Origin of the sequence: Dictyobacter alpinus (assembly GCF_003967575.1) — a bacterium.
Lineage (GTDB): Bacteria > Chloroflexota > Ktedonobacteria > Ktedonobacterales > Ktedonobacteraceae > Dictyobacter > Dictyobacter alpinus.
Map to the genome: position 1 here is coordinate 1,855,124 of NZ_BIFT01000002.1, position 15,893 is coordinate 1,871,016.

Consider the following 15,893-nt stretch of genomic DNA (forward strand, 5'->3'; position numbering starts at 1 on the left):
CCTTCACGCAAGAGAAGTTTGTATTTTTTTGTCGAAGTCAGCATCAAAATCATACAGAGGTAAACCAGTTCTAGCCGCCACCAGCTCGCTTACCAGTTGCATATAGGTATGATATTCAGCGACATTCATATCCGGCTCAAGCACCACGTGTTTTGAGCGCAGCTGCTGGTCCGATGCAAGCACCCAGCGTACCAGAGTTTGATCACTGGACACCTCATACGCAAGAGGACGTCGCTTCCAAGCCCACACCTGACCAGGAAGATGATTGGTAGCAAAGAGTTGTATTTCATGCCAACGCAAACTATTCACCTGACCATCACCGCTACGAACGGTAATACCTTCATCGGTCAGGGTAATACGTTGTAATCCTTCATAGCGGATACCCGACAAGAAAAAGAAGAAGATCATCAATACAATCACGACAACAGAAAATATGATAAGTGTGAGTACAACAAAAGATACATCTATATGAGAAGAATTGTTAAGGAAAAGAACATAAATCCAGACTAATGCAAGGAAAAGAAACACTACAAGTGCAGTAGAAATCATGGGAATGAACTTATGTGGACGCTGCACCAATTGCGACGTAGAAATCATGGTCAGATCATGGGGCTCGGACAACTTTATGCTTGGAAAATCAGCCTGATGGCTGAGAGCCATAGCCCGTTTCCGCCCTAACCGTGAAAGGAAGCGCTGCCGGTCAATCAATGCATAAATTGCGACCAGATACAATGGCAATAAAAGCCAATAGAAAATATTCTCAAAGGACACAATGAATATTTTTCCTGTAACTATATAATTAACATATCTCAATGAAAGAATAATCAAGCCAGGCGTAGACCCTAATAGAGCCATACGCTGACTGCGTGCTAGTGGATCGTTAAGTTTCATTATTGCTCTCACTATCATTCAGTTACAACCAGCGGGCAAGTTTCGCACCTTACCATGCTCATCTCGTTTGTATGTTTAAAATGACGCGACTACTTCTAGCAGCTAAAAGCACAGTAAGGAGAGTTGCCTTATGGCATTGTGTAAACATAGAAAAAAATTATTTATGCCATATAATATACGCATAAATAATTACGTTTAGATTCATAATAAAATTCTTCAAATGCAAATAAAGATACAGGGATTAAGAACGCAATACTTCTTATGGAATGTACTTTATGACCAGGAGATAATCTTTATATGAGGGGAAGTACATTGCAACTCCACATAACTAACGCCATGGGCAAGTTTTTTCCCTGACAGATCGCACCTACAGGGCTTGCTTACTTGTGAGGATGTGGGGGACTTGCACATGGCGTTAAATAATTATGGGCATTTGCGGCGCACAAATAGGATAATTATGTCAGGATACATGAGCTATAGGACACATTGAGATTAGACTATGAAGTCAAAGTGCTCCATAGCTTTTATGCATAAACTTGAATAGGCTATGTATATTCAAGCTAATATCTTTAATTAGACCAGAGTAACAACTTTTTGTGTATTTTCTTCTGGTGCCACTTCAATTTCGGTTGGGCGAACCGTAAAAAGATGGTGCTCTAGCAGACAATAGTATTGCCAATTCCCACGACAATCCAATTGTGGCTTCTCAGTATCAATATCGACTAAGAGCATCCCTATACCATGATCGTGCATACATTGACATTGCGCTGCTGGTTGTGTGTGCATCTTTTAGCCTCATTTCTATGCTTACACGCTAAAAAAACTTCTGCTTGCAAGCGATACACCGATCCTACCTGCTCTACCTATAAAGACGCATAGCATACTCATATTCTAAAATGTAATAGCAAAAGTACTAAGAAGTGATGCATAGCAAAAAGGGATGTGAATCCCTTGTTAAACATAGGTCATGAAATCTTTGCTACACTCATGATCCAATGAGGCTCAAGCAGCCAGGACGCTGTGTTTAGCGGCTGGCGGCAGATTGCACAAAAACTGCCAGCCAATGATCTTTTTCAATAAATTCTCCGTGGAGTGTAAAGCCTGCGCGGGTATAGAATGTACGCAATTTGGTATTACCAGCCCAACAATCCAGAATAATGTTGGCCTGCGGATCGCGTTGAGCGACCAGGGCGCGCACGCCAGATAGGAAGTGAAACCCCAGTCCACGGCCCTGTTGTTCCGGCTCAAGGGCCAGTGTCTGCAGAAACCAGGGATGGAGGTCACAGGCAGTTAATTGCCAACTGATCAAGTTTGGACAACTCTCTGGTGTGGCCGGTTGCACAAAGACACTTCCCAGCAATCCAGCTGGACTTTCAAAGACAAACGCGGCTTCCATAGCCACAAATTCAGCCACTAGCGCATGTGGTAGAGGTCCAATGATCTGCAAACTACCAGAAGCCGTAAGTTGCTTTTGTACACGATCAATCAGCGAGACTATATATGCAACATCACGATCAGAAGCTAATCGTACCTGTAATGACGTGTCCATGTCTGAGAATTTCCTCCATGATGATGGTAAATGTATTCAATCATATTATTCTTTTAGCGCGCCTGTGGCAATATTCGCGATAAAATGGCGGCTTCCCAGTAAGAAGATAACGATCAACGGGACCGTAGCCATGAGTGTACCAGCCATGAGCATCCCATAATCCGCGCCATAGACATTATCGAGCTGCGCAAGTGCAACCTGCAAGGTATATTTAGCAGGATCGTTCAGTATAATGAGCGGCCACATATAATCGTTCCAGGCATGAATAAAACTGAAGATACCCAGAAAAGCCAGCGCGGGACGCATAATAGGCAGGGCAACATGCCAGTACAGGCGTAGATGCCCGCAACCATCGATCCGGCCGGCATCGACCAGTTCTCCAGGAACAGAGGACTCAGCATACTGGCGCATCCAAAACACACCAAACGCGGTCACCATACCTGGTATGATCAAGGCCTTAAAGCTACCCACCCAGCCCAGTCGGGCCATTAAGACAAAGGAAGGGACCGCCGATAACTGGGATGGGATCATCATAGTGACAAGCAAGACAATAAACAAGATGTTGCGTCCACGAAAGGTAAATTTGGCAAAGGTAAAACCGGCCAGCGAACAAAAGAAGAGGACCAGTGTGGTCTCGACAACGGCGATAAAGAGCGTATTACCAAAAGCAGCAAAGAACTGGATATTCTTAAACACATTGCCAGCGTTTTCAAGCAGATGTCTCCCCAAAGTTAATTTAGGTGGATAACTGAAAATGTCACTGGTCTCGTTTGTCGCCATGACGATCAACCAGTAAAAAGGAAAGAACGAAGCGACGGTTACGACTAACAGGATCAGATGGAGTAACAGCTTTTTGCCCTGAATGCCAATGGGAATCTGAGATTGCTGCTTGAGCTGAAATCCAGACATAACATCACCTCCTTGCTAAGCACGATGGCCCGGTCGCTGGACTAGAAACCAGTTGAGGAGCGAAAAGAGCACAATGATGACAAACAAGCCCCAACCTATCGCCGCACCATAACCAAAGTGATAGCTGGCAAAGGCCTGCTGGTAGAGATACAGGACAATCGTCATGCCAGCGCGGCCGGGTCCACCATCATTGCCCAGTAAAACTTGTGGCTCGGTGAAGACTTGCATACCACTGATGGTTGAGGTAACGATGGTAAAGAGCATAATCGGTCGTAGTAATGGGAGGGTGATGTGGAAAAAGATCTGCGCTGATTTCGCGCCATCTATGCGGGCCGCCTCATAGAAAGCCACAGGAATACTCTGGATACCAGCCATAAAAATCAAGGCATGATAGCCAATTGAGCGCCAGAGGATCATCACGGCAATCGCGATCTTCATGCTCCACGGCTGGCTCAACCAGGCTATCCGTGATAAGCCCAGCGAGGTCAAAAGCGCGTTTAGCAGACCAAACTGGTTACTAAACAGAGAACCAAACACAAGCGCAATAGCGACTACAGAAGTAATATGTGGCAAGAAAAAAGCCACACGATAAAATCCTTTGCACCGGATCAGTGGGGACGCTAGCAAAAACGCCAGCACAACTGAGATCCCGATCATCGGCAAAGTCGCCAACAGCCAGATCTCCAGAGTATTCACCAGCGCCTGCCAGAAGTATGTATCGGTCAACAGATAGGCAAACTGATTCCAGCCCACAAATGTCATCGCCCCAATGCCATCCCACTTGTGGAAGGAGAGATAGAGTGAGAAACAGAGCGGAAAAAATCCGAAGAGGGCAAACAACAGATAAAATGGCGCAACTGAAAGATAGAGCGGGAGTGCACGCTGAAATGTATTTCTGCGCCGCAACGAGCGCACAATGCCTGGCACTGGAGCGGGCATCATAACTGGTGGTGGACTGCTATTGATAACACTCATAACTATAGCTCCCTTCTATCCATAATTAATGAGACAGTTCACGCAGTATCTGTTGCTGAGCATACTGCCAGGCATCCTGAGGGTCAACATCTTGCAACTCAATCATGTTCAGGGTACGCTGTATCACACCCTGCACCACATCATTATCAGGATTATTTGGTGCCGCTTTAATCTGTGTCGCAACATGACTAAAGATCCGTGTGGTTATCTGTCCACCAAAGAACGGCTCAGGCTGTAAGAGGGCAGTATTATCCAGGCTGGCAAGCGCCGAGGGATACAGGCCTGTATGCTGATAAGCGATAACTTGATTCTGCGCAGACAGTAGCCAGCGTGCCACCTCAAAAGCTTCCTGAGGATGTTGAGAAGCCTTCGTTATAGCTAGAAAAGAACCACCAGCATTCCCAGGACCACCAGGAGCATAGGCGATCCGCCACTGGCCCGCGGTTTTGGGGCCAGCATCCTTCAAACGATGCTTCATCCAGACCGCCCCGACAAACGAAGCGATGGCATTATTACTGATAGCCGCACTCCAATCTGTCGAGTATGAAGTCGCCTTAGCGCTCAATCCCAGTTGATGGACCCTGGCAGCGTAATCCCAGGCCTGCTTCACATGATTCTGATTGCCAACATACTGATTTGCGGCCGTGAAATACTGCAGATTCCCCTGGCCCAGGATCTGATTAAACACTGTATTGATGTTATCAAACATAAAGACCTTGCCCCCGGTCGCCTGCTTCATTTGTTGACCTGCCTGTAGATAATCCTCCCATGTCTTTAAGCGCTCCGCAACGGCATCAGGTTCAGTGGGAAGTCCTGCTTGCTTGAAAAGATCTGCGCGATAATAAAGCGCGGTCGGACCTGTATCCATTGGCAGCGCCAGTACAAATCCATCGGGAGTCGTCGCCTGCTGCCATTTCCAGTCCAGATAACTCTGCTTTAACGTTGGAGGTTCTAGCGTGCGTATATCTACAAATTGATCTTCATCAGGAAAATAGGTGGCAATATTTGAATTAATACTCACAATGTCGGGAATATTAGCATGACCGGCCAGAGAGGTACGCAATTTGGCATCGTAGCCACCACCGATCTTTAGGGGACGAAAATGAATATGTGGAAATTGCTTCTGAACGCGAGCAATCAACGCATCATCAATTGCACGGTTCCAATACCACAGAGTCAGCGTAATCTTACCCGGATTACCCGTGTCGCCAGCGGATAAAAAGGAAGATCCACTACAGTCTGGCAGCAAGAACAGGAGCAAACAAATAACAGTCATAGAAATGTATGTATTTTTCCGCTTATGCATAAACATATCCCCCAAATCCTACACGACAACCAGCCATCGCAGCCTTGATAGCAATCTTTTTCGTTCCTGCTCATACAATACAAGTCGTCTAACCACATGCGGAAAAATAGCCAGTAGTACCAGAAAAAAGGCCAGAAAAAAACCTGGCCCATCGGGTTTGTTCCGATGACCAGGTAGAAGTCGTTCTATCTAGAAAACGCTTTTTAGCTTATTCACCATACCAGGCGGCAGTAATTGTATGCTCCTTCTCCTTAGGTGTATAAGCAACAACGGCGCTATCATTATCGTTAAGTTTAACTACCCAGACATTATTCGACAATGCTTTCAGCTTTTCAGCCTTAACAACTGGCGTACGTTCTGGTGAGGTACCATAAAAATCACAAGCGGCCTGAATAACTTCTACGGGTGCTCCAAAAGATTGACGTTTCCAAAATCCGAACAGGTTCATGATGATTCCTTCTTTTCACAAAAAAGGGCACACCAAGCACCACATTGCTTGAAGAACTACACTGATCTCATAACTTGGCGAACCATAATTAACTTTTTTATATATTTATACATTGATGCTTCCCCTCGTCCCCACCGGTTCATTCCGGTCTTATGCTGCATGGATAATATATAGGGCATAGCTTCAAAAAAAGCCAGGTGAACTATCGTGTTTCTTCACCTATTGTAATGGACGATCAAGCTTCCTGGATAGTCACTCGATCGCTCGCTCATATTATATCCTATAAATTTGTGCTGCGCTACAGGTAAATACCACCATCGGCGGTATCCATACTCCAAAGAATTTAGTACAATGGTAATGATGAGTTAATTAAATGTTACGTTAACCTGGCAGCTTAAAGCAATCATCGTAATTAAGAAAAAAGAGATAGTACCCACAAAAAACAACCGGCTTGAGAGCAGTCTTGAGGGAGATTCTCAATATTGCCCTTAAATGGTTGAAAAGAGTGGCTACAAACCAACAAAAGTTGTACAATAGTGATACCACGAAAAAAAATACATGCACTACACAAAAATGTATCGGCGTTTTCAGATAAGCGAACTCAGGAATCCAGAAGAGTCACAGAAAATGAAGCGTACGTGGCATGAGCATCCCGGTAAAGCGTCGTAATTCTTAGGTATTTACATATTGTAAGGGAGGTTTGGTAGTGAACACATCCGAGCAGAAATCAACATCAACTCATAAGACCACTGATAAAATTATTCAGATTTTGAAGAAAAATCCTAATATCAGTGATGCCGAGTTAGCGGAACAGGCAGGTCTCAAATCGGAGGCCGCAGCACGTGGCTGGAGAACAGTAGCTGAGGATACGATGAAGGGCTGGAAATGGGGTTACTAATTTAGTAGCTTTGATTGTTCCTAAAAAATGAAAAAACAATAATGGTATCGAGTGGGAGTAAAACTTATAACTCAAGGATACTATGCAATATGCGAAAGCCAGTTACCCTTCGTTTCGGTAGCTGGCTTTTTTGTTTCTGTACACAATATATCTCATTTTCCGTGTAAGCTAGAGAGCTATTTCAAAGGAAGCGGCAACAGCGTAATCGGCGCGCCTGCAAGGGTAAAGCAGAAGCAACTCCCTTGTCCAGGAATGCCAGTACTCTCAACCCAGATACGTCCCCCCATGGATTCCACCAGTTGCTTGCTAATAAATAGTCCCAGTCCTGTCCCACGAATCGAGCCAGTCAAATCACGCTTTAGACGCATAACCTTCTGAAACAACATGGGCATATCAGCCGCAGGCACACCTGGCCCTAGATCTTGCACGCGAAAACAGATATCAGGACATGCAGCCAATTGGCCTGACATCAAGGTGGCACTAACAGTCACCACGGTATGCGTGGGAGAATATTTGATGGCATTTGAAAGTAAATTATAGAGGACACGTTTTAATTGCTGTCGATGTGCCAGCGCGGCCAGGTCATAGGGAATATCAATCACAATTTCATGATCCTCATGTGGTATCTGTTCCAGTGTTTCTTGCACTATTTTTACCAGAGAAACAGAGGAAAGTTCATATGAAGTGGTAAGCACATCTAATTGAGTGGCCTCAAGTACATTATCAACCAACAATTCAAGCTCATTACACCCATGGGTAGCATGATCAAGGAATTCTCGCATCGAATCTGCATCTAATTGTGTATAGTTTTCGCGTAAGAGCTCAAGATAGCCCTTCACTTCTGTAAGTGGTGTACGCAACTCATGGCTTACATTCAGCAAAAACTGATCCTTTAGCTCATTGAGATGCTGCTGCCGCTCCAGAGCCAGTGCCATCTGCTGATCGGCCAGTATCTTCTGCTGCCGCGCCCCTACAGCTACATTCATAGCTGTGCGCAGACAACTCACAACAAAAGCCTCCGCCAGCAGAATTTCACCGCCCAGCAAAGAACTCAGCAAGATTGATGATGGCCAGATCAGCTTTCCAATCCAGCACAAAAATAAAAGCAGGGTCAGGATCACGCCCCCGATACATAAATAAAGCAATTTGATGCGAAAAATCCAGGCCAGCGCGGCTACCGAGATCAAGAGTAACGCAATTAACACACGTTCGATCGGCATGAACATGTGCGGAATCAAAATAATAGAGCAAAGCAAAAAGCTCAATGTGCATAGGCGCCATGAGATTTTAGGAGATAATTGCTTCAATTGTTTTGGCAATGCATAGCCTCTAAGCATGCCCAATGCCCCTTTCACGAGGAAATATATGGAAACGATGACAAACTTGATGGTTCGTATATATATCCTTTATATATATTCCTCTTTACAGCCAAATAAACGAAAGGCAGGCTAAAAATCTCAATTTCTCTATACTTATGGGCTATAAAAGGATATAAAATACTGTTAAATACTCATTAACATGACGTTATAGCTATACACATATATAATTCTAGCCCCAAATAGCATAAATGGCGCAGACAAAAGTCATGCGCCAGCCAGTGTTACATACCAATCTCCGTGCTATTAATAAGGTTGGACTACATTTTGTATGTCTCCTGCGATAAAGGCTTGAACATTTTCGATGGTGGTGTCGAGGATACGCAGTAAGGCTTCATTGGAATTGAAGGCCATGTGTGGAGTTATAATGACATTGGGATGGCGCTGCAACACGTGACCTTGCACCAGCATGCGCAACTTCTCTTCAGCCCCTGGTTCATTCATTAGTTCTTCTTCGCGCTGCAAAAATTCTTCGCCTTCAAAAGTATCTAGAGCTACACCAGCCAGAATCCCCTGATCGAGCGCCCAGGCGACGGCGGGAGTGTCCACAAGAGAGCCACGAGCGGTATTTACTAGATAAGAACCGTGTTTCATTTTGGACAAATTTTCACGGTTGATAATATGGTAGGTAGCAGGCAGACTGGGAGCATGCAAGGTCACGACATCCGACTTCTCCAAGAGTTCGTCCAATGGGACAAATGTGAAATTCAGTACCTCGGCTAAAAGGCTATTGCGTTTACGTTGAAATTCGTCGTATACCAGAATATGCATGCCAAAACCAGCTGCAATACGGATGACACGCAGGCCGATCGCGCCTGCACCAATCACACCAATGGTTTTGCCATACAGATCGAAACCACGCAAACCTTCCAATGTATAATCTCCACGCTTGGTTCTAGAGTTAGCCAGGTGAACCTTGCGCGAGATACTGAGCAGTAAAGCAAACGTATATTCAGCTACGGCGGTCTCCCCATAGCCGGGAACATTGCAGACCACGATATTGCGCTCTTTAGCCGCCTCAAGATCAATATGGTCAAAACCCGTAGAGCGTGTGGCAATCAACTTCAAATTGGGCATAGCCTTAATTTCAGTACGGCCAATTGGTGTATGAATAAAAGGCATGATCACTTCAACCGCGCTGAGTTCCTCAGCAGGCAAATTTTCCAGGGTACCGGGTGTAGTTCGCAATGTCACATGATCAGCCAATTTTTCGGCAAGGTGCTTCGCCTCATCGTCTTTTATTTCTGTTGCCAGAGCTTGCAATTTACCTGGGGTCATAAGTAGACAAATCCTCTCTAAAGCATCAAGAACATTTAACAACCAGGGATCCATAAGTAGATATCTAATTCTACAGAGAGTATAGAGTATATTGCTCAATGAAGATACGTGCATACTATACTCACTTCTGTCTATGCAGCTAAAGTTATAGCACATGATGTCAGAAACAGGTTGTAAATTCTCCCATCTTCCTTCCTCAAAAAGTAGGATTATGCTTCAGATTGATAGCACCAGAGTGCAAATATAGCCATTAAAACCAGATACATGAAATATGGTAGGTAAAAAGTAGTACTTCATGGACATTTGGTTGAAAAAATTGAGGATTGAAAAAAACCACTATACATTCATCAGTAATAGCGATCAAGAAATTCTGGTCGCTGATGTGGTTATTGAAATATCACCTCGCGGAAGCGCATATGGAAAAAAACTCTATTGTGGCGAGGCAAAAAACTCAAAGGGAGAAAGTCATGAATCTAGAGCGCATTAAATATCAGACATGTCCCTATGACCAGGAAGAAGGTATTCTAGTTACGGACCTTGAAGAGGTGATACCAGAAACAGATGACAGAGGTAACTTGCAGTATTACTGTCCCTCTTGTCTCAACACATTTACTTATTGTGACTGTGATACTACTGATCGCCGTCGCCGCTAAGGGGTCCACTTTCAAATAGGATCTATTGATTGCCGGAAAACATCTCAGAGCAATGATGTTTCCGGCAACAATTTTGATTTCAAAGGACAGTCAGAAGAATATGTCACTGTCCTTGCACACAAGCTTGCAACCATAAGCATAAGCGCCTCAGTCAGCCAGCGAGGCAGTATTTTCAGGATCTATATCCGATACAGTAACTTGACTCTCTATTCCAGTCTGCTGAGACGGGGTAAGATAGATCTTCTCCAATGCATCGAGATAGCTGAGTAGCATCATTGGCAGAAGATAGTGAGTGCGCACGTGCTCATGGGCATTCGTTCCCAGGCGCTGCCAGAGATCACGCTTCAATAAAAGCTCCAGGGTGCGTTCAGCACAGGTAGCGGTATCATCAACAATATAGCCATTCTGCCCATCCACAAGTTGTGTGCGTAAGCCAGTAGCAGATGTACCTACAACCGGTTGATTTTTCCACATGGCTTCTGTTGCGGTCAGACCAAACCCTTCGCGCAAGGAGCGCTGGAGAATCACACTGGAATAACGTTGGAAAGCATTCACCTGATCATCTCCTACAATAGCAGGATCAGAGAGAAAATGGATGTCAGTATCACCATCAGCATAATGCTGTAAATCATGCAGAACATCCACCGCACCGGTATCATCCGTGGCCGTCATCGCGCCAACAAACGCAAGTTGTACCTCTGGTAGCTGTTGCTTGACCAGGCGATACACATCGATTACCTGTTTAGGATTCTTCCAGGGATCAAAACGAGAGACCTGGGTGATCAGGGGACGATGAACATCAATACCACATTGCTGTAAAATCTTGACTCCTTGCGCATGTTCAAGTGGAGCATGCTTGCGTTGAAAAGGATCAATACCAAGTATCATGACCTGCGAAAAATTTGTCGGGAGGTCAGGGAAAACTGACAACTCAGTATTGAAAATAGCTAATTGATATGCATCCAGAAAACTCTTCACATAATTGAGGGCATGTGGATTAGGATGGGCGGTATCGACATGGCAAAACCAGGCCGCAGGCTTCATCCAATCATACAACTGAGCCAGCGGAACCAACTGATAATCATGGACAATATACGCATCTGCCGCGTCATCATGTTCTGATAAGCGCGCCTGACCCAACCAATCTACAAAATTATCGCGATCGGTGGCAGAAATATCGCCCGACTGGCCACCCTGTAATAGACCGATTAGTGAAGAAGTAAAATCATGCGCCTTCTCATCAAGCTGGATAATCTTACGTGTGTGTTTAATATCAAAATCGCGCACGAGTGGTTCCAGTTCCGCTAGAATCTCGGCTACCCCACCACCGTGCGCCGTTGTATTGATATGTGAGACATGAATTCCACGTAATTTGTCAGCTTTATTATAGATAGTCGTTAATACATCTTCACCAATATACGCTGAATATTGATCTAGTTGTGCTGATCTTCTCATTGAGTAGTACTCCAAACTAAAAATCACTTCTCAATTTGTCTACGGAAGAGTACAATATATAGATACATAATGAGAGCACACCCACATGGATTTTACCTGTGTAGATGGATTCCAGTGCCAGAAGAAAGAGGAGCATCATCACCACAATGAGTATGCAGAATTCTCCGCAATTTAACCTCCCGGTGCAACATATAGTGTTACGCTTCCCAGATAATCAGCCCTACCAACTTCGTTCGCTTGATGCCAGCTTTCCCAACACGGCCGCCGCCCGGCAGGATCTCATAGCCGCCAGTAATGAACCTTTTCTCTATGACAGGATCTTTCGCGAACGCTTAAAAGGAAAACCTTATGACGAGGAAAGAGCCGCGTATTTTCTTGGTTGGGGACCCGAAGGCTGGAAAAACAACGCCTGGTTTGTCTTTGTCGTTCTGAATCCTGAGGGCAGGATAGTTGCCACGATAGACATCAAATCCAATCAGCTTAATGGGGCAGAGATAGGTTACTGGTGCAGCGAGCAAGCTTCCGGCATCATGACCAACACGGTACTGGCGCTCTGTGATATCGCCCGGGAAGCCGGTTTCCGCCACCTCTATGCCAGAATCGCACCAGACAACGCCAGATCGATCGGTGTGATTACGCGCAGCAAATTCACTCCTGCGGGTACAGAAATCAGAAATGGCCGCAATCTCTTACGCTTCAATAAGATTTTATAGGCTAGCTTGTAAAAACCGCTCCGTTTTTGCTACAATTTACCTTGACGAGACCTGTTAGGCTATGCTAATATCTTAGTAGGCAAGTCGGATATTAGCCGACACTAATATTTAAACTGAATGTATAGTTAGCGATAGCATTTCACTATTTATTAGAGATGTTATCTGATTGAATATCGCATGTTCGAAGGAGATGAGAGCGATGAAGCAAGTACGACACGGACATACATGCGCTCTTTGCAATACACAATTAAAGTGGTGGAACACACAATCTTGTATGGAATGTGGTAGAACTATTTGCAGTCAGCACGCCTGCACATTGAAGCGTTCCCATAGTTCAGTTTTACGTTCCTACTGTGTCCATTGTTCTACTCACCATATCAAAGGTACACCGGTTAAAGAGAAACAAGCTGCATTCCTGCACATATAATAAAACCCTCGCTTACAGAAACGCACAAGACCACCCAACGCGAAACGCCGGGTGATCTTTTTTTTTGGGCATTGCTGTCAATTTCTGGTAGAATAAAAAGAAAAGAGTGCGTTACGTCAAAGCGTGATGACGTTTGCCTGGAGAGAGCATATTGCTGGGGGCAAGGACGGTGCTATGGAGCAGGATAATCGACCACATTTATCTATAAAACAACGGTTGCCTGTACAGATGAACCAGACGATCGGGCGGGAGCAAGAAATTGAGACCACCACCGAATTATTGCTCAATGAACACGTGCGTTTGTTGACGCTGACAGGACCAGGAGGTGTTGGCAAGACACGGTTGGCCCTTGAAGTGGCCTATCGCTTACGCCACTATTTTCGCGATGATGTCGTCTTTGTACAATTAGCTCCTTTAAGAGAGCATACATTTGTCCTGCCAATGCTGGCTCGGCTGCTGAATATCGAAGAGGCTGGCCCAGATTCCCTGAGTGAACGGCTACAAGAGTTCTTACAAGATAAACATATACTGATTATCCTGGATAATTTTGAACATGTACTCGCCGCTAACATCGCCATTGCAGACATACTCACAATGGCTGCTAAACTCACAATCCTGGCAACCAGTCGGGAAGCACTACATATCTATGGCGAACAAATAGTAGAAGTTCAACCCCTCACCCTGCCTGATCCTCATACATCCTCAGCAGTATTTCTGGATGAACCTTCAGATGCCATCAAACTTTTTGTGGAACGGACCCGGGCCGTCAAACCAGGTTTTTTACTCAACAAGGATAATATTGAGGCCGTAGCCGAGATCTGCACCCAATTGGATGGTTTGCCACTGGCCATCGAGCTGGCAGCTGCGCGCAGCAAGATCCTGACGCCCCAGGAACTGCTGGAACGCTTGCAGTTTCGCCTGCGTACACTGGTTGGAGGCCCGCGTAATCTTCCTTCACGTCAACAAACTCTCCGTAATACATTGGACTGGAGCTATAATCTGCTCAGCAGCGAGGAAAAACATTTTTTCCGCCAGCTTGGTATCCTGACTGGCAACTGGACTCTGGAGGGTGCGGCCGCCATCGCACTAACCAGTAATGATGAGCCAGAAGAGGCCTTTAGCCTACTCTCATCACTGGTTGATAAAAGTCTGGTGCGGGTAGTAGATACAGCTGGAACCGAGACGCGCTTTCTCTTATTGGAAACAATTCGCGAGTACGCACTGGAATGTCTGGAGAAACAGGATGAGCTTCTGGATGCCCAGCGGCGCCATGCGCAGTACTTTACCTGGATCGCGCAACAGAGTGAAACACATTTATATGGTAGCGAACAACAACACTGGCTGGCACGGCTTGATCTGGAAACGCCCAATCTCTGGAGCGCAATGCGGCTGGTGATCAAGCAACGTGAAGTACTGATGGCACAGCGCCTGGCCAGCAGCCTGGGCCGCTTTCTACAGCTTCGTAGCTCTCTAAGTGAAGGTCATAACTGGCTCGAAGAGGTGATTACTATTTCAGTGGATTGCCAGCCAAGCCAGCTGCTGGCGCGCGTCTACTATAATGCTGGCACAATGGCACATTTGCGCGGTGATCTGGCACTGGCGCAAACACGGTTGGAGACCAGTAGCAAAATGGCTGAGCAGACCGGGGATATACGCAGCTTAGCGCTCTCTCAAGGTGCCATTGCCCTGCTCACCTCACACCAGGGACACTATGATCAGGCCCGCGCACTAGCCGAAGCCAGCCTGGAGACATTACAGGATTCGCAGGATCTATGGTGTCGAGGCATACTCTACAGTATCTGTGGAAATATCGCTAATCAGCAATGTGATTTTGTGGCCGCCCAGGTGCGCTATAAATTGAGCCTGCATCTACTGCGCCAGGCTGGCGATATACGTAGTCAGGCGGATGTAATGGTCAACATCGGCCATACTATGCATCAGCGCAGCAAATTTATCACCGCCCACTTCCTCTACCAGAAAGCCTTGCTCCTCTATCAAAAGCTCGAAGACCGCTGGGGAGAGGTCCTGTGTCTGCACAATATAGGCAATACATCCTATCAGCAAGGCAACTACACGGAGGCCCAACAGGTACTACAAGAGTGTCTGGAGCTAGCAACCATCCTGGGAACCAGGCGAGAGCGGGCCAATGCGCTACTGGGGCTTGGCCACGTAGCCATGGGCCAGGGGCAGACAGCCCAGGCATTGAAATATATGAAAGAGAGCTTAAAACTCGCACGAGAGATCAGCTATCAAGCGGGTTGCGCCCTCAGTCTGTACTATCTTGGTGACCTGGCTCGCCTGTGCGAAAAACCTGCCGAAGCCAGAACATACTACACTCAGAGTCTTGCCTTGATGTCAACCATGGGCAATCAACTCTCGAAGGTTTCGCTCTTTTATGGACTGGGTAGTGTCGCGCTGGTCGAGCAAAACTATGAGCAAGCGGGCATCGAGATGCGCAAAGCCATCCACCTGGCCTCCCAACTAGGAGATACCTTAGGAATGGCCATCGCCCTGGAAGGCTTCTCCCTGCTGTGTGGACAACTAAATTTACCAGAACGCGCAGTACAGTTTCTAGGCAGCGCCGCCGCAATGCGTGAGGCGATAGCCGCGCCGGTAGAACTGGTGTATCAAAAGGCATATCAAGAACGCATAAAAAACTATAAGAAGAATATTGGCGAGGCCGCCTTCTCCGAAAATTGGAGTGTCGGACGAAATATGAGTCTACCCCAGACCCTGGGCATGATCGCCAATGTCCATTTAAAGGTACAACCTGAAAGTCAGCCGGAAAAACAAAGCACCCATTTTCCCGCAGGCTTAACGGTACGCGAGGTTGATGTGCTGAAGTTAGTAGCCGATGGACTGACCGATGTCACTATCGCGCACAAACTCGTGCTAAGTCCACGTACCGTCAACACCCACCTGCGCTCAATCTACGCCAAACTAGGTGTCTCCTCACGTAGTGCCGCCACCCGCTTCGCACTGGAAAATCATCTCATCTGAGCCTCGATATTCCAG

At 46.1% G+C, this 15,893-nt stretch carries 14 protein-coding genes; 4 read left to right on the plus strand and 10 right to left on the minus strand.

Going from position 1 to position 15,893, the window contains the following annotated elements:
* Positions 1-3: 3 nt before the first annotated feature.
* The 7 genes from EL633_RS30025 to EL633_RS30055 all read right to left on the minus strand — a co-directional run bounded on the left by EL633_RS30025 (position 4) and on the right by EL633_RS30055 (position 6,078).
* Complete coding sequence (locus EL633_RS30025; protein WP_126630906.1) at positions 4-828, minus strand: hypothetical protein; 825 nt, start codon at positions 826-828, stop codon at positions 4-6.
* A 636-nt stretch (positions 829-1,464) separates the two neighbouring features.
* Complete coding sequence (locus EL633_RS30030) at positions 1,465-1,677, minus strand: hypothetical protein (protein WP_126630907.1); 213 nt, start codon at positions 1,675-1,677, stop codon at positions 1,465-1,467.
* 238 nt (positions 1,678-1,915) lie between these two features.
* Positions 1,916-2,440, minus strand: coding sequence for a GNAT family N-acetyltransferase (locus EL633_RS30035; RefSeq protein WP_126630908.1), 525 nt, complete (start codon positions 2,438-2,440; stop codon positions 1,916-1,918).
* Positions 2,441-2,485: 45 nt separating this feature from the next.
* Positions 2,486-3,349, minus strand: a complete 864-nt coding sequence (locus tag EL633_RS30040; RefSeq protein ID WP_126630909.1) for a carbohydrate ABC transporter permease — start codon at positions 3,347-3,349, stop codon at positions 2,486-2,488.
* Between the two features lie 15 nt (positions 3,350-3,364).
* Entirely contained in the window at positions 3,365-4,324 is a 960-nt protein-coding gene (locus tag EL633_RS30045; protein WP_126630910.1) for a carbohydrate ABC transporter permease, read from the minus strand.
* Between the two features lie 25 nt (positions 4,325-4,349).
* On the minus strand, positions 4,350-5,630 hold the full coding sequence (locus EL633_RS30050; RefSeq protein ID WP_246039295.1) for an ABC transporter substrate-binding protein: 1,281 nt from the start codon (positions 5,628-5,630) through the stop codon (positions 4,350-4,352).
* 208 nt (positions 5,631-5,838) lie between these two features.
* Positions 5,839-6,078 (minus strand): hypothetical protein, encoded by a 240-nt coding sequence (locus EL633_RS30055; RefSeq protein ID WP_126630912.1) that lies wholly within the window; start codon positions 6,076-6,078, stop codon positions 5,839-5,841.
* A gap of 706 nt (positions 6,079-6,784) precedes the next feature.
* Here EL633_RS30055 and EL633_RS30060 point away from each other — a divergent pair.
* A complete protein-coding gene (locus EL633_RS30060; protein WP_161982547.1) occupies positions 6,785-6,976 on the plus strand; it encodes an Lrp/AsnC family transcriptional regulator in 192 nt (63 codons plus the stop codon).
* 176 nt (positions 6,977-7,152) lie between these two features.
* Here EL633_RS30060 and EL633_RS30065 read toward each other — a convergent pair whose 3' ends face one another.
* Together EL633_RS30065 and EL633_RS30070 are read right to left on the minus strand one after the other, a co-directional pair.
* Positions 7,153-8,313, minus strand: a complete 1,161-nt coding sequence (locus EL633_RS30065; protein ID WP_126630914.1) for a sensor histidine kinase — start codon at positions 8,311-8,313, stop codon at positions 7,153-7,155.
* Between the two features lie 285 nt (positions 8,314-8,598).
* Positions 8,599-9,630 carry an NAD(P)-dependent oxidoreductase gene (locus EL633_RS30070; protein ID WP_161982548.1) on the minus strand — a complete coding sequence of 344 codons (1,032 nt, stop codon included), beginning with the start codon at positions 9,628-9,630 and terminating at the stop codon, positions 8,599-8,601.
* A gap of 467 nt (positions 9,631-10,097) precedes the next feature.
* On the opposite strand from EL633_RS30070, the gene EL633_RS30075 reads away from it, so the two are divergent.
* Positions 10,098-10,283 (plus strand): hypothetical protein, encoded by a 186-nt coding sequence (locus tag EL633_RS30075; protein WP_126630916.1) that lies wholly within the window; start codon positions 10,098-10,100, stop codon positions 10,281-10,283.
* Between the two features lie 147 nt (positions 10,284-10,430).
* Here EL633_RS30075 and EL633_RS30080 read toward each other — a convergent pair whose 3' ends face one another.
* The gene (locus tag EL633_RS30080; protein ID WP_126630917.1) at positions 10,431-11,738 is read right to left on the minus strand and encodes a glycosyltransferase; all 1,308 of its coding nucleotides are present in this window, start codon (positions 11,736-11,738) and stop codon (positions 10,431-10,433) included.
* Between the two features lie 146 nt (positions 11,739-11,884).
* Between EL633_RS30080 and EL633_RS30085 the strand changes: the two genes are divergently transcribed.
* On the plus strand, positions 11,885-12,451 hold the full coding sequence (locus tag EL633_RS30085; RefSeq protein ID WP_161982549.1) for a GNAT family N-acetyltransferase: 567 nt from the start codon (positions 11,885-11,887) through the stop codon (positions 12,449-12,451).
* A 601-nt stretch (positions 12,452-13,052) separates the two neighbouring features.
* Positions 13,053-15,878, plus strand: a complete 2,826-nt coding sequence (locus EL633_RS30090) for a tetratricopeptide repeat protein (RefSeq protein WP_161982550.1) — start codon at positions 13,053-13,055, stop codon at positions 15,876-15,878.
* Positions 15,879-15,893 lie beyond the last annotated feature (15 nt).